Origin of the sequence: Streptomyces sp. NPDC007863, assembly GCF_040633895.1 — a bacterium.
GTDB lineage: Bacteria > Actinomycetota > Actinomycetes > Streptomycetales > Streptomycetaceae > Streptomyces.
The window spans coordinates 1-20,226 of record NZ_JBEYEI010000031.1; the positions used below are offsets into that span (position 1 = coordinate 1).

The window sequence follows — 20,226 nt, forward strand, 5'->3', positions numbered from 1 at the left end:
CCTCCCCGTTGCGGCCCCCCGCGCGCCCCCGCCGCGCCCCGCCGGGCCGGCGCCCCCGCCCCGCGCGTGCGCGCCGCTGGCGCGCACGACGGGGGCCGTCCCCGACGGTCCGGGAGGAGGGGTTACTTCCCCTTGCCGCCCTTGTCCTTGTCCTTGTCCCCGCCCGAGCCCATGGACTCGTAGATCTCCTTGCACATCGGGCAGACCGGGTACTTCTTCGGGTCGCGCCCGGGCACCCAGACCTTCCCGCAGAGTGCGACGACGGGAGTGCCGTCGAGGGCACTCGCCATGATCTTGTCCTTCTGGACGTAGTGGGCGTAGCGCTCGTGGTCGCCGTCACCGTGGGACACCTGCGGCGTCGGCTCGACGAGGGTTCCCGTACCTGCCCCGCGCTCGGGCTCGAGAGTGCTCATGGGACCCAAGGGTACTGAACCCCGGGGCCGTCAGTTGAGCGACGGGTCGTCGGGGTAGGTGGCGACCATGGCGAGGTCGCCGCGCTGACGGCGCAGCACCTGGCGCCAGAGGGTCTCGGGGGTGGGCGAGGAGACGTCGCCGGGCTCGGACTCGACGACGTACCAGGCCCCCTCGGTGAGTTCGGCCTCCAGCTGGCCGGGGCCCCAGCCCGCGTAGCCGGCGAAGATGCGCAGCGCGCCGAGGGCGGGCCCGAGGAGCTCGGGCGGGGCCTCCAGGTCGACGAGGCCGATCGCGCCGAAGACCCGGCGCCAGCCGAGCGGGCCCTCGTCGCCGGGGATGACGGCGAGGCCGAGGGCCGCGTCGAGGGAGACGGGCCCGCCCTGGAAGACGACGCCGGGCTCGCCGGCGAGACCCGCCCAGGGCGCGAGGACGTCGCCGACGGTGACGGGGGTGGGGTGGTTGAGGACGACGCCGAGCGAGCCCTCGTCGTCATGGTCGAGCAGCAGCACCACCGCGCGGTCGAAGTTCGGGTCCGCGAGGGCGGGCGTGGCCACGAGCAGCCGTCCTGTGAGCGAGGACACCTCGGTCATGCGACACATGATCCCGCATCTTCGGCGCGTGCGGGGGTTCTCGGGCGGAATCCAGGGAAAGCGGGGAAGGCGGGGGCGAGCCTCGCAGGTCGGAAGGGGCGGGACGGGACCGCCCGGACCGCCCGCCCGAGACAACCGGACGGTGACACTCCGCAAGATCGCGGGAACGGAGGGTGTTGTGCCGAATTCATTACATCTGACAGGCACCCCGACCGGCCCGATCAGGGTCCAATGGCCCCTTACCCTTTTCTCTGGCCACCCGACCGACGACTCCGGAACGCGAGATTCATGACCGGCACAGACGATGTCCTGCTTGTCCACGGCGGAACCCCGCTGGAGGGCGAGATCCGCGTTCGCGGCGCGAAGAACCTCGTGCCCAAGGCGATGGTCGCCGCCCTGCTCGGCAGCGGCCCCAGCAGACTGCGCAACGTGCCGGACATCCGCGACGTCCGCGTCGTGCGCGGCCTGCTCCAGCTGCACGGCGTGACGGTCCGCCCCGGCGAGGAGCCCGGCGAGCTGGTGCTCGACCCGACGCACGTCGAGTCCGCCAACGTCGCCGACATCGACGCCCACGCCGGCTCGTCGCGCATCCCGATCCTCTTCTGCGGCCCGCTGCTGCACCGCCTCGGCCACGCCTTCATCCCGGGCCTCGGCGGCTGCGACATCGGCGGCCGGCCCATCGACTTCCACTTCGACGTGCTCCGCCAGTTCGGCGCGACCATCGAGAAGCGCGCCGACGGCCAGTACCTGGAGGCCCCGCAGCGCCTTCGCGGCTGCAAGATCCGCCTCCCGTACCCCTCGGTCGGCTCGACCGAGCAGGTGCTGCTCACCGCCGTCCTCGCCGAGGGCGTCACCGAGCTCTCGAACGCGGCCGTGGAGCCGGAGATCGAGGACCTCATCTGCGTCCTGCAGAAGATGGGCGCCATCATCTCGATGGACACCGACCGGACCATCCGGATCACCGGTGTCGACAAGCTCGACGGCTACACCCACCGGGCGCTCCCGGACCGCCTGGAGGCGGCCTCCTGGGCGTCCGCGGCGCTCGCCACCGAGGGCAACATCTACGTGCGCGGCGCCCAGCAGCGCTCGATGATGACCTTCCTCAACACCTACCGGAAGGTCGGCGGCGCCTTCGAGATCGACGACGAGGGCATCCGCTTCTGGCACCCGGGCGGCTCGCTGAACGCGATCCACCTGGAGACCGACGTGCACCCCGGCTTCCAGACCGACTGGCAGCAGCCGCTGGTCGTCGCCCTGACGCAGGCCTCCGGCCTCTCCATCGTCCACGAGACGGTGTACGAGTCCCGGCTCGGCTTCACCTCGGCGCTGAACCAGATGGGTGCCCACATCCAGCTGTACCGCGAGTGCCTCGGCGGCTCCGACTGCCGCTTCGGCCAGCGCAACTTCCTCCACTCGGCGGTCGTCAGCGGCCCGACGAAGCTCCAGGGCGCCGACCTGGTCATCCCCGACCTGCGCGGCGGCTTCTCGTACCTGATCGCGGCGCTCGCCGCCCAGGGCACCAGCCGGGTCCACGGCATCGACCTGATCAACCGCGGCTACGAGAACTTCATGGAGAAGCTCGTGGAGCTCGGCGCCAAGGTCGAGCTGCCGGGCAGCGCGCTCGTCTGAGCCCTCCAGGGGGCCTGGGAAGGGCATACGGAAGGGCGGCCACCCCGGAGGGGGTGGCCGCCCTTTTCGTGCGCCTACAGGCCGCTTACTTGCCCTTGGCGGCTTCCTTGAGCTTCGAGCCCGCGGAGACCTTCACGCTGTAACCGGCCGGGATGTTGATCGGGTCGCCGGTCTGCGGGTTACGAGCGGTGCGAGCGGCACGGTGGGTGCGCTCGAAGGTCAGGAAGCCGGGGATGGTGACCTTCTCGTCGCCCTTGGCGACGACCTCACCGACGGTCTCGGCGAGGGCGGCCAGCACGGCGTCGGCGTCCTTGCGGGTCACCTCGGCGCGGTCGGCCAGCGCGGCCACCAGCTCACTGCGGTTCATGTTGTTACTCCCGTGTTCTTCTTGCCTGTGAGGCGTGAGATCGAAGCCGATGCTGCCAGGGGCCTCGGACAGTCCCCGGACTCGGGTCTGCCTCTCGTGGATCCCTCGCGCCCTGGGGGTTCCCCCCTGGACGAAGTCCTCGGGGGAGCATCCTGCCCCCACCAGCGGCGGGAACGCCAATCCGGCACCCTCTGGGGTCACACGAAAAGCGCCCGAGGCCCCTGGTGGTGACGTAGCGTCGACTCCCCGCAAACGGTGCGGAGCCGAAAAGCCACCCTAAAGGCGGGTTTACGACTCCGCGAATCGCGACACGCTCAGGCGCCCGCGGCCGCCGCCTTGGCGGCGTTCCTGACGGCCCCGGCGACGGCGCCCGCGACCTTGTCGTTGAAGACCGACGGGATGATGTAGTTCGGGTTCAGCTCGTCCTCGGTGACGACGTCCGCGAGGGCGCTGGCGGCCGCCAGCATCATCTCGGTGTTGACCGTGCGGGACTGCGCGTCGAGCAGACCGCGGAAGACGCCGGGGAAGACCAGCACGTTGTTGATCTGGTTCGGGAAGTCCGAGCGGCCGGTGGCGACCACGGCGGCGGTCTGCCGGGCGGCGGCCGGGTCGACCTCCGGGTCGGGGTTCGCGAGCGCGAAGACGATGGAGTCCTCGGCCATCGCGGCCACGTCCTCGGCGCCCAGCAGGTTCGGGGCCGAGACGCCGATGAAGACGTCGGCGCCGACGACGGCCTGCTTGAGGGTGCCGGTGACGCCCTCCGGGTTGGTGTTGTCGGCGATCCAGCGCAGCGGGGAGTCCGCCGGGGCCGCCACCAGGTCCTCGCGGCCGGCGTGCACGACGCCGTGGATGTCGGCGACGACCGCGTGCTTGACGCCCGCGGCGATCAGCAGCTTGAGGATGGCCGTGCCGGCCGCGCCGGCGCCCGACATGACGACCTTGACGTCGCCGATGCCCTTGCCGACGACCCGGAGGGCGTTGGTGAGGGCGGCGAGGACGACGATGGCGGTGCCGTGCTGGTCGTCGTGGAAGACCGGGATGTCGAGGGCCTCGCGCAGCCGGGCCTCGATCTCGAAGCAGCGCGGCGCGGAGATGTCCTCCAGGTTGATGCCCGCGAAGCCGGGGGCGATGGCCTTGACGATCGCCACGATCTCGTCGGTGTCCTGGGTGTCCAGGCAGATCGGCCAGGCGTCGATGTCGGCGAAGCGCTTGAAGAGGGCGGCCTTGCCCTCCATGACCGGCATGGCGGCCATCGGGCCGATGTTGCCGAGGCCGAGGACGGCGGAGCCGTCGGTGACGACCGCGACGGTGTTGCGCTTGATGGTGAGGCGGCGGGCGTCCTCGGGGTTCTCGGCGATCGCCATGCACACGCGGGCGACGCCCGGGGTGTAGATCATGGACAGGTCGTCACGGTTGCGGATGGGGTGCTTGGACGCCATCTCGATCTTGCCGCCGAGGTGCATCAGGAACGTACGGTCGGAGACCTTGCCGAGGACGACGCCCTCGATGTCCCGCAGCCGCTCGACGATCTCGTCGGCGTGCGCGGTGGAGGTCGCGGCGATGGTGACGTCGATCCGGAGCTTCTCGTGACCCGAGGCGGTGACGTCGAGGCCGGTGACGGATCCTCCGTGGGACTCGACCGCCGCCGTGAGCTGCGAGACCGCGGTGCCGCTCGCGGGCACCTCCAGCCGGACCGTCATCGAGTACGAGACGCTGGGCGCCGTTGCCATGGCCGGATTCCTCTGCTTTCCCTAGCTTCGTTGCTAACGCCGCCCCGGCTGGTTGCCCTGGCGGCGCCCTCCGATCGTCGCACCTACCCACCGGTAGCAGGTAATGCGGTCATTTTGTTTTCGGAAAGTAGTTTCCACCATACGAGAGTATCGCGGACAACAGAAGAGGCCCCGGTCATCGGAAGACGACCGGGGCCTCAACTTCGTATGTACGTCTAAGTGACACCGACCCGCCATGCTCGCCTCGCGGCAAGTGGTCCCTCTGAGGGACGAAGGTTGGGCCCGGGGGCTTGGATCGAGCCGGTGTCACGACCAGGCTAACAAACCCTCCCCGAAGGTGATTCCCCCGGCGCGTGTTGACCGGAAATCACCTCCGGAGGGTCCTGCCCTCAGTCCCGCAGGAGGTCCGGGACCCCGGCCTCGTCCGGCAGGTCCCGCTCGCCCGAGAGCACCGTCAGCGCCTGCGTCGAACGGGTGAGGGCCACGTACAGGACGCGCAGGCCGGCCGGGGACTCGTCGGCGATCTCGGCCGGGGAGACGACGAGGGTGGCGTCGTACTCCAGGCCCTTCGCCTCCAGCGAGCCCAGCGCGACCACCCGGTCGCCCAGGCCGTCGAGCCAGCGGGCCGCCTCCGCGCGCCGGTCCATGGCGACGACCACGCCGACCGTGCCCTCGACCTCGGCGAGCAGCCGCTCCGCCTCGGACCGTACGGCTCCGGCCAGGCCGTCGCCCGCGCCGACGGCGACGAAACGCGGCTCGACACCGGTCGAGCGGACCGCCCTCGGCGACTCCTTGCCCGGCATCGCCAGGGCGAGGACCCTGGCGGCCAGCTCGGCGATCTCCGCCGGGTTGCGGTAGTTCACCGTCAGCTCGAAGCGGCGCCGCGGCCGGGAGCCCAGCGCCTCGTCGCGGGCGGCGGCCGCCTCGTCCGGGTCGGACCAGGAGGACTGCGCCGGGTCGCCGACGATCGTCCAGGTGGCGTGCCGGCCGCGGCGGCCGACCATCCGCCACTGCATGGGCGTCAGGTCCTGCGCCTCGTCGACGATGACGTGGGCGTACTCGGTGCGCTCGGCGGCCAGCCGCTCGGCCCGCTCCCGCTGGGTCTCCTCGCGCACCGGCATCAGCTCCTCCAGGCCGGTGAGCTGGTCCAGCGGGTCGTACTCCCGCTTCCGCTTCGGCCGGGCGGGGGCGCCGAGCAGGGTGTGCAGCTCGTCCAGGAGGGCCACGTCGTGGACGGAGAGGCCCGGGCGGCGCAGCGAGCGGGCGACCCGGCGGACCTCGCCCGGGTTGAGCACCCGGCGGGCCCAGCGGCCGAGCCGCTTCTCGTCGGCCATGGCGTCGAGGACCTGGCGCGGCGCCAGCTCGGGCCACCAGGCGTCGAGGAAGCCGAGGAAGGAGTCCTCGGTGGAGACGTCCTCGTCGAAGGAGGAGCGCAGTTCGGCGGCGAGCTCCGGGTCGCTGTGCCGACCGGCCGCGCCCGAGCGGGAGTAGAGGGCGTCGAGGAGGAGCCGGCGGGCGCGGGGCCGCAGCAGGTTGACGGGGGCGGTGCCGGAGAGCACGTTCTGCCGGATCCGCCGCAGCTCGGCCTCCTCCAGTTCGATGCGGCGCCCGAAGGCGACGACGCGGAGCAGCCTCGGCGAGTCGGGCCGCTCCAGGGCGCCGCGGGCCGCCTTGCGGAGCACGGCGAGCATCCGCGAGGAGCCCTTGACGCGGGAGACGGCGGGCTCGTCGTACGCGTCGGCCTCGGCGCCGTCCACGAGGTTGCCGAGGGCCCGGATGGCGACCTGCCCCTCCTCGCCGAGGGAGGGCAGCACGCCCTCGGTGTACGAGACGAGCAGCGGCGTCGGCGAGACGATGAGGATGCCGCCGGCGTACCGCCTGCGGTCCTGGTAGAGCAGGTACGCGGCCCGGTGCAGCGCCACGGCCGTCTTGCCGGTGCCCGGCCCGCCCTCCACGTACGTGACGGAGGCGGCGGGAGCCCGGATGACGAGGTCCTGCTCGGCCTGGATCGACGACACGATGTCCCGCATGGTGTGGCTGCGGGCCTGCCCGAGGGCGGCCATCAGCGCGCCGTCGCCGATGACGGGCAGCTCGGCGCCGCCGAGGCTCGCCTTCAGCTCGGGGCGCATGAGGTCGTCCTCGACGCCGAGGACCCTGCGGCCCTTCGACCGGATGACCCGGCGGCGGACGACCCGGCCCGGCTCCACGGGCGTGGACCGGTAGAAGGGCGCGGCGGCGGGGGCGCGCCAGTCGATGACGAGCGGCGAGTAGTCGGCGTCGAGCACGCCGATGCGGCCGATGTGCAGGGTCTCGCCGATGTCGGCGGTGTTGTCGGCCCGGATGGCGTCGTCGGCGGGCTCCACGGAGGTGTACGCCCCGTCGGGCCCCTTGACGCCGTCCTTCCCCTCCAGCAGGTCGATCCGCCCGAACAGGAAGTCCTCGAACTCGTTGTTGAGCCGGTTCAGGTGGACCCCGGCGCGGAAGACCTGGGCGTCGCGCTCGGCGAGGGCGCCGGGCGTGCCGACGTGCCCCTTCTGCGCGGCGTCGTTCATCAGGAACTCCGCCTCGTGGATCTTCTCCTCCAGGCGGCGGTAGACCTGGTCCAGATGTTCCTGCTCGACGCCGATCTCACGGTCTCTGACCGTGTCGACGGCTTCCTGCGCGGCCACTAAGGCCCCCTTCTGACGTGCACTGGGCAGCCGTCAAAGGTACGCCACCGGTGGCCGCCGTGTCAGGCGAGGGGCGGCGGCCGATCGTGCAGAATCCGCTGGAAGAGGTGGTGATCGCGCCACGCGCCGGCGATGTGCAGGTATCGGGGCGCGGTCCCGATCGGCTCGAACCCGGCCTTGGCGAGGACGCGCTGGGAGGCGTGGTTGTCGAGCAGGGTGGACGCCTCGATCCGGTGCAGCCCGAGTTCGTCGCGCGAGGCGCGCAGCACCTCGGCGACGAGGAGCGAGGCGATGCCGCGGCCGGTGCGCTCCCCGTCCACCCAGTACCCCAGGGACGCGCTCCGGAACGGCCCGAGCACGATCCCCGACAGGATCGCGGCCCCGACGATCCGCTCCCCCTCGACGGCGAACCACCGCCGGCCGCCGTCGGCCAGCCGCTCGGCCTGCGCCTCGGCGGTGTAGTACCGCTCGGGCCGGTACGGCTCGGTGGCCCGCATGTGCCCCCGGTTCCGCTCCAACGCCTCCGCGAGCGCCCTGGCGTCCTCCGCCTCCGCCGCCCTGACCCCCACCACGACATCCATCCGGGCAACCTACCCGCCGCGCCCTACGGTGTCGGGTCGACCGACAGGCGGTAGCCGCGTTTGACGACGGTCTGGATGAGCTTGGGGGTGCCCAGGGAGGCACGCAGCCGTGCCATCGCCGTCTCCACGGCGTGCTCGTCCCGCCCGGCCCCCGGCAGCGCCCGCAGCAGGTCCGCCCGCGAGACGACCCAGCCCGGCCGGCGGGCCAGGAGCCCGAGGAGGGCCATGCCGGCCGGCGGCACGGGCCGGAGCGAGCCGTCGACGAGCACCGCGTGCCCGCGGATCTCGACGCGGTGCCCGGCGACCGGCAGCACCCGCGCCCGCGCGGGCAGCTCCGTGCAGAGGAGCTGCACGAGCGGCCCGAGCCGGAAGCGTTCGGGCTGGTGCGTGGGGATGCCCTCGGCCTGCAGCGGCAGCGCCGTCACGGGCCCCACGCACATCGCCGGCACCTCGTGCCGCAGCGCCTCCACGAGCCGCTCCCGCACCCCCCGCTCCGCGGCCCGCGAGAAGAGCGAGGCGGCGGCCGGCGCGCTGGTGAAGGCGACCGCGTCGACGGAGCCGGAGAGGACCGCGTCGAGGAGCCGGTCGAGCGGCCCGAGGTCCTCCGGCGGCATCCAGCGGTAGACGGGCACGCCCACCACCGTCGCCCCGGCCTCGGTGAGCGCCTCGACGAACCCGGGGAGGGGTTCGCCGTGGAGCTGGACGGCGATCCGCCGCCCGTCGACGCCTTCGGCGAGGAGCCGGTCGAGGACCTCGGCCATCGACTCGGACGAGGGCGACCAGGACTCGGTGAGCCCGGCGGCCCGCACCGCGCCCTTGACCTTGGGCCCGCGGGCGAGGAGTTCGACCCCGCGCAGCGCGTCGAGGAGCTCGGAGCCGTATCCCCATCCCTCCGCCGCCTCGACCCACCCGCGGAAGCCGATCGCCGTGGTGGCGACGACGACGTCCGGCGTGTCGCCGATGATCTCCTTGGTGGCGGCGAGGAGTTCGGTGTCGTCGGCGAGGGGGACGATCCGCAGCGCGGGGCCGTGCACGACGGCCGCGCCGCGCCGGCGCAGCAGGGCGATGAGTTCGTCCGCGCGCCGGGCGGCGGTGACGCCGACCGTGAAGCCGGCGAGGGGTCCGTGTTCGTGCTGGTCCATGGGCACCGAGGGTGGCGCGGACGCGTGACAGTCGGGGTTCACGCGTATTTCCTGGCCGTTACGGTACGCGCCCTGCACCGCCGCTCACACCTTCGCGTATCCGGGCCGGGTCTCCGGCTCCTCGGCGGACTCGGCGGTGTCGGGGACGACGGGCGGGCGCCGAAGGTATACCGCCCAGGTGACGGCGATGCAGGCGGCGTAGAAGGCGAGGAAGGCGACGAAGGCCGCGGTGCCGCTGCCGACGGTCTGGAAGGACTGCCGGAAGGCGAGGTTGATGCCGAGGCCGCCGAGGCCGCCGACGGCCCCGATGAGGCCCATGGAGGCCCCGGAGAGCCGCCGCCCGTACGCCTCCGCGGGCTCGCCGGTGAGGCCCTTGCGGTGGCCCTGGGCGAGGAAGATCGCCGGGATCATCTTGAAGGTGGAGCCGTTGCCCAGGCCGCTGAGGACGAAGAGGGCGATGAAGCCGACGAGGAAGACGGTGAGGGACTCGATGACCGAGGCCCAGATGACGATGCCGGTGGCCGCGGACATGGCGGCGAAGGTGGCGAGGGTGATGTGGGCGCCGCCGTGCTTGTCGGCGAGGGAGCCGCCGAGGGGGCGGATGAGGGAGCCGAGGAGGGGGCCGATGAAGGTGAGCGAGGCGGCCTGGAGCGGGGTGCGGCCGAACTGCGTCTGGAGGACCAGGCCGAAGGCGAAGCTGTAGCCGATGAAGGAGCCGAAGGTGCCGATGTACAGGAAGGCCATGATCCAGGTGTGGCGGGCCCGGACGGCTTCGCGGAAGGCGCCGGTGTCGTTCTTCACGGGCGTGAGGTTGTCCATGAAGAGCGCCGAGCAGACGGCGGCGACGACGATGAGCGGCAGGTAGACGCCGAGGACGATCCTCGGGTGCATCGCGCCGGCGGTGCCGATGACGAGGAGGCCGACGAGCTGGACGACGGGGACGCCGATGTTGCCGCCGCCGGCGTTGAGGCCGAGCGCCCAGCCCTTCTTCCGGAGCGGGAAGAAGGCGTTGATGTTGGTCATGGAGGAGGCGAAGTTGCCGCCGCCGACGCCGGTGAGGGCGGCCACCAGGACGAAGGTCGAGTAGGACGTGCCGGGTTCCATCACCGCGTAGGCGACGCCGGTCGGCAGGAGCAGCAACAGGGCGCTGAAGACCGTCCAGTTGCGCCCGCCGAAGCGGGCGACGACGAAGGTGTACGGGATGCGGATCAGCGCGCCGACGAAGGTCGCGGTGGCGATGAGGAAGAACTTGCCGGCGGGGTCGACCCCGTACTCGGGTCCCATGAAGAGGACCATCACGGACCACAGGCTCCATACGGAGAAGCCGATGTGCTCGGAGAGGACGGAGAAGGCGAGGTTGCGCCGGGCGATCCGTTCGCCCTTCTCCCGCCAGAAGGTCTCGTCCTCCGGCTCCCAGACGTCGATCCAGCGCCCGCCCATCTCGCACCTCCAGGTGTCGGATCCGGTTCCGGATCCTCCTGGGAACGAACGCTAGGAGCACCGCGTTTCAGTCCGGTGCCGTGAGGTGACGCCGACGGAACCGTGCACTCACCCGCCCGCCCCGGACCCTGTGAGCGGCAGCCCCGGCTCCCCCTCTTCGGGGCTCGGTTCGCCTCCGGGGCGCTACAGCCGGGCTCACGACCCCGACCGTGCTCGCCCCGCTCGTTCCTCACGGGGCTCCGCGCGCTCGGGGTCGTTCCCCCGGCGCGCCCCTTCGGCTCACTCGCCGGATCTCATCGGCCGACCGGCAGCCCCGGTTCTCCCTCCGGGAGCCAGGAGCCGGCCGGGCGGTCGTGCCAGCGCTCGCGCCGGGCCAGTTCGGCGACGGCCTCGTGGAGGGCGTCGAGGGCGGGGTGGCGCAGGCCCTTGCGCCAGACGAGGCTGACGGGCGAGAGCGGCACGGGGTCGACGAGGGGGCGCAGGACGCAGCCGGGCATGGGCGGGAAGCCGACGACGGCGAGGACCGGGTGGCGGTGTTTGGCCATGATCCGCTGGAACTCCTCCTTGCCGACGGCGAGCGGCGCGGGCGGCGCGAGGTGGATGCCGCGGCCGGCGAAGAGCCGGGTGGCGAGGTCGGTCCACTCGGGGGTGCGGTCGTTCCCGGCACCGGCGTAGAGGCGTTCACCGGCGAGACGGCCGAGCGGCACCTCGGGGAGGGCGGCGAGGGCGTGGTCCTCGGGCAGCACCACGGCCATCGGCTCGTACCGCACGAACCGCGCGTCGAGCCGGGCCCGCAGCCCGGGCGCGAGTCCGCCGTAGCGGCCGAAGGAGGCGTCGAGCCGGCCGGCCAGGATCTCCCGCACGGCGCCGGTGAGCCCGGACTCGAAGCGGGCCATCAGCTCCTGTTCGGGGGCGAGTTCGCGGGCCCGGCGCAGGATGCGGTCCTGGACGAGGCCGGGCGAGTTCAGGTCGACGAGGAGGGGGCGGGCGCCGGCCCGGAAGGCGTCGCGGAGCGCGTCGTGGGCGTCGAGGACCCGGCGGGCGTACGGCAGGAGCCGTTCGCCGTCCGGGGTGAGCGCGACCTGCCGGGTGGTCCGTACGAACAGCTGGGCGCCCACCTCCCGCTCCAGGCGCCGGACGTCCCGGCTGAGGGCCTGCTGGGCCACGAAGAGCCGGCCGGCGGCCCGGGTGAAGTGGAGCTCCTCGGCGACGGCGGTGAAGGCGCGCAGCAGCCGGGGTTCGATGTCGTACGGTGTGGCCACCCGCCGCATTCAACAACACGGGTGCGTGAATCGCGACCCCATGGGTGTTGGACGGTCCGGGCGGCCGGGCCGGAGCCTGGTTCCATGCCCCCTCAGCTCCTCGTCCCCACCCCGGCGGGCCCGGGCCTCGCCCCCCGCTACCGCGAGCGCCCCGCCGCGCCGCCCCGCAATCCGTACCTGCGGCTCTTCGCCCTCCCCGGCACGCGCGCGTTCACCGCCGGGAACCTGATCGCCCGGCTGCCCTCGGGGATGTCCGGCATCAGCGCGGTGATCATGATCTCGGCCGGGTACGACTCCTACGCCCTGGCCGGCGCGGTCACCGCGACCGGCCTGGCGGCGGGCGCCCTGACCGCGCCCTGGATCGCCCGGCTGATCGACCGGCACGGACAGGCCCGGGTCGCCGTCCCCGCCGCGGCCCTCGCCGCCCTGGGCCAGCTGGCGCTGCTGCTGTGCGTCCGGGGGCACGCGCCCGCGTGGGCGCTGTTCTGCGCGATCGCGCTGACGGCGACCACCCCGAACACGGGCGGCATGTCCCGGGCCCGCTGGGCGCACCTGCTGCGCGGCGACGCGGCCGCGCTGCACACCGCGAACTCCTTCGAGCAGGCCGCCGACGAGCTGTGCTTCATGCTGGGCCCGGTACTGGCGGCGGTGGCCTGCTCGGCGTTCTTCCCCGAGGCGGGGACGCTGGTGGCGGCCGTCCTGCTGCTGACCGGCGTCCTGCTCTTCGCCGCCCAGCGCTCGACCGAGCCGCCGGTCGCCCCGCGCACGACGGCCGGCTCGCCGCTGCGGGCGCCGGGGATGGTCCCCCTGCTCGTGGTCTTCCTCGCGACCGGCGCGGTCTTCGGTTCGATGGAGGTGACGGCGCTGGCGTACGTGGACGGCCCGGCCGCCGGCCCGGTGCTCGCCCTCCAGGCGGCGGGCTCCTGCGCGGCCGGCCTGCTCTACGGCCGGGCCCGCCGCACCGCCGGCCTGCGTCTCTGCCTGGCGGCGATGACGCTGCTGATGGCGGCCCCGCTGCTGATGGCGCTGACGGGTTCCCTGCTCGCCCTGGCGGCCGGCCTGCTGGTGGCGGGCATGGCGACGGCCCCGACGATGGTCACGGGCATGGGCCTGGTCCAGAGGATCACCCCGCCCTCCCAGCTCAACGAGGGCATGACGCTGGCCGTGACCGCCCTCCTGGCGGGCGTCGCCACCGGCTCGGCCACCGCCGGCTGGACCGCGGACCACGCCCCGTCCCCCGTCGTCGGCTTCCTCCTGCCGGTGACGGCGGCGGCCCTGGCCCTGGCCCTGTGCGCGGCGGCCGGCGTCGGCCGCCGCGCCCGGGGGTGATCCGGTCGCGGGTTCAGCTCTGGCGCAGCGGCCCCATCGGGACCTGCACGCCGTAGGCGGTGGCCCCGGCGCCGATCCCGCCCTCGCAGCCGTCGGGCTCCTGGGTGCCGAGGCCCCGGGTGGAGGGCTTCTCGGCGGCCCAGAACATGTAGCCGAGCAGCCCGGAGGTGGTGCCGGCCCCGTTGGGGGCGGCGTTGCGCACCCAGTCGCCGGTGGCCTTCTGGAGCGAGTTCGCGAAGTCGGTGCACTCGGGCAGCGGGCTGCGGCCGTAGGCGACGTACAGGCCCGCCGTGAACTTGGCGGGGGCGAGCGGCGGGACCGGCGGCGCGAACTGGGACTTGCCGTCGATGTGCTCCTGCCAGTTCGCGATGTGGGTGCTCGCCGAGGAGGGGCGGGCGGTCACCATGGCGTTGGCGTAGTCGAGGACGGGCGCGTCGGTGCGCAGCCAGTCGGCGGTCGCCTTGCGGTTGATGTCGATCAGCCAGCGGTCACCGGCGGCGGTGTCGATGGTGAGGCGTGCGGCGGGCCTGCTTCCGGTGGCGTCGTAGGGGTGGACGGACCGGTAGGCGTCGATGAAGGACTGGAGCCCGGCGAGGTCCGGGTCGGTGTTCTGCTCGTAGTCGATCTCGATGCCGACGCCGAGGTCGGCGGCGACGGCGGCCGCGTTGAGGCCGAGCCGGGTGGGGTCCTCGGCGAGGGCCGCGTCCCACTCGTCGGTGTAGGTGATCCCGCCGATGGAGAGCATGACGCGGACGCCCCGGGAGGTGAAGTATTCGACGATCTCCCTGGTCATGCCGGCGGGTACGCCGTTCACGGTGCCGGCGTCGGTGGTGCGGCGGAGCAGTTTCAGCGGCTCGACGAAGCTGAGCACGACGAGGTTGACGGAGGGCCGTCCGTCGCCGCGGTCGATCAGCCAGTGGTTCTTGGCGTCGAACTCGGCGAGGTCGCGCTCGGTGGACCAGGTGCAGTAGTCGTCCCCGCAGTGCCAGGCGCCGTAGATCTGCACGGGGGCGGCGGCCTGGGCGGGCGTGATGGGGACGAGGAGGGCGAGGAGCATGAGCAGGACCGCGAGGGGTCTGTGACGCATACGTGCCTCCGGGGGTTGCCGTGTCCTGGGGGGGGCGGCACCGGCAGAGTGGCAGGTACAGACCAAGTCGACAAGAGGGCGGGGAACGACAGAGGCCCGGCGGCCGCTCGCGCGACCACCGGGCCTCTGCCCACATGGGATGAGTGGAGATGGCGGGAATCGAACCCGCGTCCAACGGTGCGGAACCAGGGCTTCTCCGTGTGCAGTCTGGTGCGATTTTCTCAGCCCTCCGAATCACCCAGACAAGTCCGGAACGGGCTCAGTCACTGTTTGATTTCCCTCTTCACCCCGTGACCGGGATCAAGGTTTAGTCCCCTTCATGATGCCAGGATCCGGGTCGGGAACAGCCCCGGGCTGACACTTCGCAAGTCGCTACTTAGGCAGCGAGGGCGAAGGAATCGCGCTTGGTGTTGGCGATTATTGGTTTCGGCGCGTGGTTTACGAGATCATTGCCGCTTCCTCGACACGCTTCCCCTGCTTCGACATCCGCTGTCGAAACCGATCATCCCCATGTTGTGTTTTCAATCCGTGCGCCCTCGGTGGGGTGCGTGGCCCATGGTACGTGACCGGCGGGCCCGGTTGCCAGCGTATTAACGCTCCTGGGCGCGCTGGCGCCGCTTCGCCGACGCGATCGCCCGCGCCGTCTCGCGGGTGTCCTGCTTCTCCCGCAGCGTCTGCCGCTTGTCGAACTCCTTCTTGCCCTTGGCGAGCGCGATCTCGCACTTCACCCGGCCGCCCAGGAAGTACAGCGCGAGCGGCACGATCGTGTGACCGGTCTCCGACGCCTTCTGCTCCAGCTTGTCGATCTCCGCCCGGTGCAGCAGCAGCTTCCGCTTCCGCTTCGCCGAGTGGTTGGTCCAGCTGCCCTGCATGTACTCGGGCACGTGGATGTTGTACAGCCACGCCTCGTGGCCCTCGATCTGGACGAAGCCGTCCACGAGCGAGGCCCGCCCCATCCGGAGCGACTTCACCTCCGTGCCCATGAGCGCCACGCCCGCCTCGTACGTGTCGAGGATGAGGTAGTCGTGGCGCGCCTTCTTGTTCTGCGCGATGAGCTTGCGCTCGGGCCCCTTGTCCTGGGCCTTCTTGGCAGGCTTGCCCTGCACGTTGACGAGTCCCTTAGCCATAGTGCGGTCATTTTCGCACTACGAGCCCCCTCCGAGGCCACTCAATACCGTGCGGGCCCGCTCCTCCGCCCCTTCCCCGGCCGGCAGGTCGGGCGCGATGCCGCGTCCGTCGACCTCGTGCCCGGCGGGGGTGCGGTAGTGGCCCACGGTCAGCTCGGCGACCGAACCGTCCGGGAGGGTGCTCGGCATCTGCACCGAGCCCTTGCCGAAGGTCCGGGAGCCGACGGTGACCGCCCTCCCCCGGTCCTGGAGCGCGCCGGTGAGCAGCTCGGCCGCGCTCATCGTGCCGCCGTCGACCAGCGCGACCAGCGGCCGGCCGGTGTCGCCGCCCCGCTCCGCGTACACGGCCCGCTGCTCGCCCTCGACGTCGTACGTGGCGACGAGCCCGCCGTCGAGGAAGGCGGAGGCGGCGGAGGCGGCCTCGTCGACCAGGCCACCTGAGTTGCCGCGCAGGTCGAGCAGGACGCCCGCGCCGGCCGGGGCGGTCCTGACGGCCTCCCGCACCCGGGCGCCGACGCCCTTGCTGAAGGCGGCGACCCGGATGACGACGGTCCGGGCGTCGGGGCGGGAGACGGTGACGGGCTCGGTCGCGAGCCGTTCCCGGCGCAGGACCTGGGTCCAGGTCATGCCGCCGCGCCGGATCCGGAGGGCCACGGTGGAGCCGGGCACGCCGTCGCCGCGCAGCAGGGAGACGACCTCGGAGGCGGACCGGCCGTCGGTGGCACGCCCGCCGACCGCGAGCAGCCGGTCCCCGACGCGTACCCCGGCCCGCTCGGCGGGACCGCCGGACCGCACCCGGGCGACCCGGACCCCGTCCTCCGCCGCGTCCGCAGAGAGGCCGACGCCGGTGTAGGCGCCGTCGAGGGACCGCTCGAACTCGGCGTACTCCCGCCGGTCGTAGACCGCGCCCCAGCGGTCGCCGCTGCGGCTGACGAACTCCTCGGCGGCCTGCTTGCCCGACTTGCCGTCGGCGACGGCCTCGGCGGCGAAGCGGTGCAGCGCCGCCCGGTCGAAGACGGCCCGGTCCCCGGCGCCGGTACGGGGCTCCCGCCCGGAGTCGTCCTCCCGGGGCAGCGCGCCGGTCGCGGCGCCGGTCGCGAGGACCCCGGCGAAGACGAGCGTGAGAACGGCCCCGCGGACGACACCGCGGGGCCGGAGACAGAGGGGTGCGCGGCCGGCCGGCATGGCGCCCACTCTAGGACAGGGCGGCGGCGTCACAGGGGCTTTGGCCCGAGGACGCCATCCGCCGTCAGGGGTCTCTTCTCACACCTTCAGGTACTTGCGCAGCGCGATGAACGCGGCCACGGACGGCATCAGCAGTCCGATGACGATCACCAGCGGCAGCTGGGCGAAAACCACGTCCCAGCCGATGAAGTTCACCAGCGGCATCTGCTCGGCGAGGTTCAGACCGTGGTCGACGAGGAGGTACCGGCCGGCCACGAGCAGCACACAGGCGAAGGCGCCGCCGATGAGGCCCGAGAAGGCGGCCTCCATGATGAACGGCATCTGGATGTAGAAGCTGGAGGCGCCGACGAGCCGCATGATGCCGGTCTCGCGGCGGCGGCTGAAGGCCGAGACGCGGACCGTGTTGATGATCAGCATCAGCGCGATCACCAGCATCAGGAGCATGAGCGCGACCGCCGCGTAGTTGACGCTGCGCATCATGTTGAAGAGCGTCTCCAGGATGTTGCGCTGGTCCTGGACCGACTCGATGCCGTCGCGCCCCTCGAAGGCGGTGGCGACCACCTTGTACTTCTCGGGGTCCTTCAGCTTCACCCGGAACGACTCCGGCATCTGGTCCGGCGTGATGACGGAGGCGATGGCGGTGTCGCCGTACTGCTCCTGGTAGCGCTTGAAGGCTTCCTCGGCCGACTCGTAGTAGACGTTCTCGACGATGCTCAGCTTCTTCAGATCGGCGTCGATCTGCTTCTTCTGCTCCGCCGTGACCGCGCCCTTGGCGCACTTGTCACCGTTGGTCGCGTCGGCCTTGGTGCAGAGGTAGATCGAGACGTTGACCTTGTCGTACCAGTAGTCCTTCATCGTGTTGACCTGCTCGCGCATGAGCAGGGCACCGCCGAAGAGGGCCAGCGACAGGGCCACGGAGACGATGACGGCGAAGGTCATCGTCAGGTTGCGCCGGAGACCGACGCCGATCTCGGAGAGCACGAACTGAGCGCGCATGGTGTTCTGGTTCCCCCGCCGTCAGTGCTGGTAGCCGTAGACGCCGCGCGCCTGGTCGCGGACGAGACGGCCCTTCTCCAGCTCGATGACGCGCTTGCGCATCTGGTCGACGATGTTCTGGTCGTGGGTCGCCATGACGACGGTGGTCCCTGTCCTGTTGATGCGGTCGAGCAGCTTCATGATGCCGACGGAGGTCTGCGGGTCGAGGTTGCCGGTCGGCTCGTCGGCGATCAGCAGCATCGGGCGGTTGACGAACGCGCGGGCGATCGCGACGCGCTGCTGCTCACCACCGGACAGCTCGCCCGGCATGCGGTCCTCCTTGCCGCCGAGGCCGACCAGGTCGAGCACCTGGGGGACGGCCTTGCGGATCTCGCCGCGCGGCTTGCCGATGACCTCCTGGGCGAAGGCCACGTTCTGCGCGACCGTCTTGTTCGGGAGCAGGCGGAAGTCCTGGAAGACGGTGCCGAGCTGGCGCCGCATGTGCGGCACCTTCCAGTTGGAGAGCCGGGCGAGGTCCTTGCCGAGGACGTGCACCTGCCCAGTGCTGGCGCGCTCCTCCCGCAGGATCAGCCGGAGGAAAGTCGACTTTCCGGAGCCGGAGGAACCGACGAGGAAGACGAACTCCCCCTTCTCGATCTCCAGGGAGACTTCCCGGAGCGCGGGGCGGTTCTGCTTCGGATAGGACTTGGAGACGTTGTCGAATCGGATCACGGATGCACCACGGTCGGCCGGGAGTAGGTGTGCGTGACCTTACGCGAACCGGGAAGCCCCGCGCAGTCGCGGTCCTGGCTTGCGCGCTTTATCCTTTTTCGCCCTCGGGGGCGGGGCGGGGGCGTTTGCGGCCGGGGCGCGCCGGAACCCCGCGGAGCTGGCACAGTGGTAGGGGGAACGTCCGGATGGTGCCGGACGTTGTCCTGGTGTGAGCCCCGTGCGGGAGGAGGAGAGCGTATGACCTACGACCGACTGGTGTGCGCCAACTGCGCGGCCCCGGTCGCCGAGGGTCGTTGCCCCGTCTGCCGGGCCAATCGTGGGCGCCTGGCACCGCAGGGCCTGTCCCCCGCGATGGTGCTGACGCTGGTGATCGCCCTGCTGGGCACGCTGGCGCTGCTGGCGGCGGTCCGCACGGTCTGAGCGGTGCGCGAGCCGGAAAGCGGAACGGCGAAGGGCCGGGGAGCAAGCCTCCCCGGCCCTTCGTCGTACTAGCGCTTACGCGGCTCAGGCAGCCGCGCCGCGACCGCCGGCCACCAGGCGCGGCAGGAAGCGGAAGCCGATGCCACCGGCGATCATGGTGGCGGCACCGATGATCAGGAAGGACGTCTCGGCCGCACCGGTCTCGGCGAGCTCCTCCTTGGCCTCGCCCTGCTGGACCGGCTGGGAGCCGGCCTGCTGGGTGTCGGTGTTGTTGTTGGAGCCGGTCGAGCCGTTGGAGCCGGTCGTGCCGGTCTCGACGCACTCGACGCCGTCGATGTCGACGGTGCAGTTGCCGGTGTCACCGCCGGTGGACGAACCACCGTCGGTGGAGGAACCACCGGTCGTGGTGGCGGCGCCGGAGTCGTTGCCCCCGTTGCCGTTGCCGTTCGAGCCGTTGCCGTTCGAACCGCTGGAACCGTTGGAACCGGAACCGCTGGAGGAGTTGCCACCGTCGGTGGACGCGCCACCGTCCGTGGAGGCACCACCATCGGTCGAGGCACCACCATCGGTGGACGCGCCACCGTCGGTCGAGGCACCACCGTCGGTCGAAGCGCCACCGTCGGTCGAAGCGCCACCGTCCGTGGAGGCACCACCGTCGGTCGAGGCACCGCCGTCGGTGGACGCGCCACCGTCGGTCGAGGCACCACCGTCGGTCGAGGCACCGCCGTCGGTGGACGCGCCACCGTCGGTCGAGGCACCACCATCGGTCGAAGCGCCACCGTCGGTGGACGCACCACCGTCCGTGGAGGCACCACCGTCGGTCGAGGCACCACCATCGGTCGAAGCGCCACCGTCGGTGGACGCACCACCGTCCGTGGAGGCACCACCATCGGTCGAGGCACCACCGTCGGTGGACGCGCCACCATCGGTGGAGGCGCCGCCGTCCGTGGACGCGCCACCGTCGGAGGCGTCACCGCCGTCGGTGTCGCCGTTCTCGCCGCCCTCGGTGTCGCCGAAGGTGGTGTTGCCGTCGCTGTCGCCGAGCGCGCCGACGGTCACTTCCAGCGTCGCGGCGTCCTCGCTGTTGACGGCCTGCGCGGCGCCCGCCGCGGTCAGGGACGCACCGGCGATGATCACGGCACCGGCCGCGACTCGCGCCAGGCGGACTCGCGTCTTGTTGGTCATCTGGTTGCTACCCCCAGTAGCTTCATCTCGTCATGGGGCAGCGCCAGGGGCCCCGGGCACGGGAAGCGTCATGGTTACTGGACCTGCCCCCGTTCACACGCGCCCCAGATATGCGCATGCCATCCAGCCACCCTTCCGAGTTTCCGAAGCAGCGTCAAGGCCGTTGCGCGTGCGATGCCCGAAAGATCACCAGTTGGACGACATGTGACGATGCAACTGTGACGTAAACCCTGAACTACGGGGTTCGCGACGGCAGTTCCCTTGTCGACAAAGCGCCCCACTCACCCGCCGACCGCTTGCAGCGGCGAACGCGCCGGGCCCCGCACCGAAAGGTGCGGGGCCCGGAAACGAACGCTGCGGGG

General features: G+C 72.0%; 18 protein-coding genes and 1 other RNA gene. 3 read left to right on the forward strand and 16 right to left on the reverse strand.

Going from position 1 to position 20,226, the window contains the following annotated elements:
• Positions 1-122: 122 nt before the first annotated feature.
• Complete coding sequence (locus tag ABZ621_RS34570) at positions 123-413, reverse strand: DUF3039 domain-containing protein (protein WP_037879418.1); 291 nt, start codon at positions 411-413, stop codon at positions 123-125.
• A gap of 30 nt (positions 414-443) precedes the next feature.
• Positions 444-1,004, reverse strand: a complete 561-nt coding sequence (locus tag ABZ621_RS34575; RefSeq protein ID WP_360610682.1) for a YqgE/AlgH family protein — start codon at positions 1,002-1,004, stop codon at positions 444-446.
• Between the two features lie 288 nt (positions 1,005-1,292).
• On the opposite strand from ABZ621_RS34575, the gene murA reads away from it, so the two are divergent.
• The gene (gene murA, locus ABZ621_RS34580) at positions 1,293-2,633 is read left to right on the forward strand and encodes a UDP-N-acetylglucosamine 1-carboxyvinyltransferase (protein ID WP_360610684.1); all 1,341 of its coding nucleotides are present in this window, start codon (positions 1,293-1,295) and stop codon (positions 2,631-2,633) included.
• A gap of 85 nt (positions 2,634-2,718) precedes the next feature.
• Here the strand turns inward: murA and ABZ621_RS34585 are convergent, their stop codons facing one another.
• From ABZ621_RS34585 to ABZ621_RS34615, 7 genes are all read right to left on the reverse strand, one after another.
• Positions 2,719-3,000, reverse strand: a complete 282-nt coding sequence (locus tag ABZ621_RS34585) for an HU family DNA-binding protein (RefSeq protein WP_017237029.1) — start codon at positions 2,998-3,000, stop codon at positions 2,719-2,721.
• Positions 3,001-3,314: 314 nt separating this feature from the next.
• Positions 3,315-4,730, reverse strand: coding sequence for an NAD-dependent malic enzyme (locus ABZ621_RS34590; protein ID WP_360610686.1), 1,416 nt, complete (start codon positions 4,728-4,730; stop codon positions 3,315-3,317).
• 389 nt (positions 4,731-5,119) lie between these two features.
• Positions 5,120-7,399, reverse strand: a complete 2,280-nt coding sequence (locus ABZ621_RS34595) for a UvrD-helicase domain-containing protein (protein WP_360610687.1) — start codon at positions 7,397-7,399, stop codon at positions 5,120-5,122.
• 62 nt (positions 7,400-7,461) lie between these two features.
• Positions 7,462-7,980 carry a GNAT family protein gene (locus ABZ621_RS34600; protein WP_360610689.1) on the reverse strand — a complete coding sequence of 173 codons (519 nt, stop codon included), beginning with the start codon at positions 7,978-7,980 and terminating at the stop codon, positions 7,462-7,464.
• Between the two features lie 23 nt (positions 7,981-8,003).
• Positions 8,004-9,122, reverse strand: coding sequence for a uroporphyrinogen-III synthase (locus ABZ621_RS34605; protein ID WP_360610691.1), 1,119 nt, complete (start codon positions 9,120-9,122; stop codon positions 8,004-8,006).
• A gap of 84 nt (positions 9,123-9,206) precedes the next feature.
• On the reverse strand, positions 9,207-10,562 hold the full coding sequence (locus tag ABZ621_RS34610) for a nitrate/nitrite transporter (protein WP_360610693.1): 1,356 nt from the start codon (positions 10,560-10,562) through the stop codon (positions 9,207-9,209).
• Between the two features lie 293 nt (positions 10,563-10,855).
• Entirely contained in the window at positions 10,856-11,824 is a 969-nt protein-coding gene (locus ABZ621_RS34615; protein WP_360610695.1) for a LysR family transcriptional regulator, read from the reverse strand.
• 84 nt (positions 11,825-11,908) lie between these two features.
• Between ABZ621_RS34615 and ABZ621_RS34620 the strand changes: the two genes are divergently transcribed.
• Positions 11,909-13,153, forward strand: coding sequence for an MFS transporter (locus ABZ621_RS34620; RefSeq protein ID WP_360610697.1), 1,245 nt, complete (start codon positions 11,909-11,911; stop codon positions 13,151-13,153).
• 13 nt (positions 13,154-13,166) lie between these two features.
• Here the strand turns inward: ABZ621_RS34620 and ABZ621_RS34625 are convergent, their stop codons facing one another.
• The 6 genes from ABZ621_RS34625 to ftsE all read right to left on the reverse strand — a co-directional run bounded on the left by ABZ621_RS34625 (position 13,167) and on the right by ftsE (position 18,259).
• Positions 13,167-14,240: a hypothetical protein gene (locus ABZ621_RS34625; protein WP_360610699.1), complete on the reverse strand. Its 1,074-nt coding sequence runs from the start codon at positions 14,238-14,240 to the stop codon at positions 13,167-13,169.
• Between the two features lie 141 nt (positions 14,241-14,381).
• Positions 14,382-14,750, reverse strand: a transfer-messenger RNA (tmRNA) gene (gene ssrA, locus ABZ621_RS34630).
• Between the two features lie 80 nt (positions 14,751-14,830).
• Entirely contained in the window at positions 14,831-15,367 is a 537-nt protein-coding gene (smpB, locus tag ABZ621_RS34635; RefSeq protein WP_360610701.1) for an SsrA-binding protein SmpB, read from the reverse strand.
• Between the two features lie 18 nt (positions 15,368-15,385).
• The gene (locus ABZ621_RS34640; protein WP_360610703.1) at positions 15,386-16,552 is read right to left on the reverse strand and encodes a S41 family peptidase; all 1,167 of its coding nucleotides are present in this window, start codon (positions 16,550-16,552) and stop codon (positions 15,386-15,388) included.
• Between the two features lie 78 nt (positions 16,553-16,630).
• Positions 16,631-17,548, reverse strand: a complete 918-nt coding sequence (gene ftsX / locus ABZ621_RS34645) for a permease-like cell division protein FtsX (RefSeq protein WP_360610705.1) — start codon at positions 17,546-17,548, stop codon at positions 16,631-16,633.
• A gap of 21 nt (positions 17,549-17,569) precedes the next feature.
• Positions 17,570-18,259: a cell division ATP-binding protein FtsE gene (ftsE, locus tag ABZ621_RS34650; protein WP_031008389.1), complete on the reverse strand. Its 690-nt coding sequence runs from the start codon at positions 18,257-18,259 to the stop codon at positions 17,570-17,572.
• Positions 18,260-18,496: 237 nt separating this feature from the next.
• Here ftsE and ABZ621_RS34655 point away from each other — a divergent pair, with 237 nt between their 5' ends.
• Positions 18,497-18,679, forward strand: coding sequence for a hypothetical protein (locus tag ABZ621_RS34655; protein WP_360610707.1), 183 nt, complete (start codon positions 18,497-18,499; stop codon positions 18,677-18,679).
• 84 nt (positions 18,680-18,763) lie between these two features.
• On the opposite strand, the gene ABZ621_RS34660 is transcribed toward ABZ621_RS34655, so the two are convergent.
• Complete coding sequence (locus ABZ621_RS34660; RefSeq protein WP_360610709.1) at positions 18,764-19,864, reverse strand: hypothetical protein; 1,101 nt, start codon at positions 19,862-19,864, stop codon at positions 18,764-18,766.
• Between the last annotated feature and the right edge of the window lie 362 nt (positions 19,865-20,226).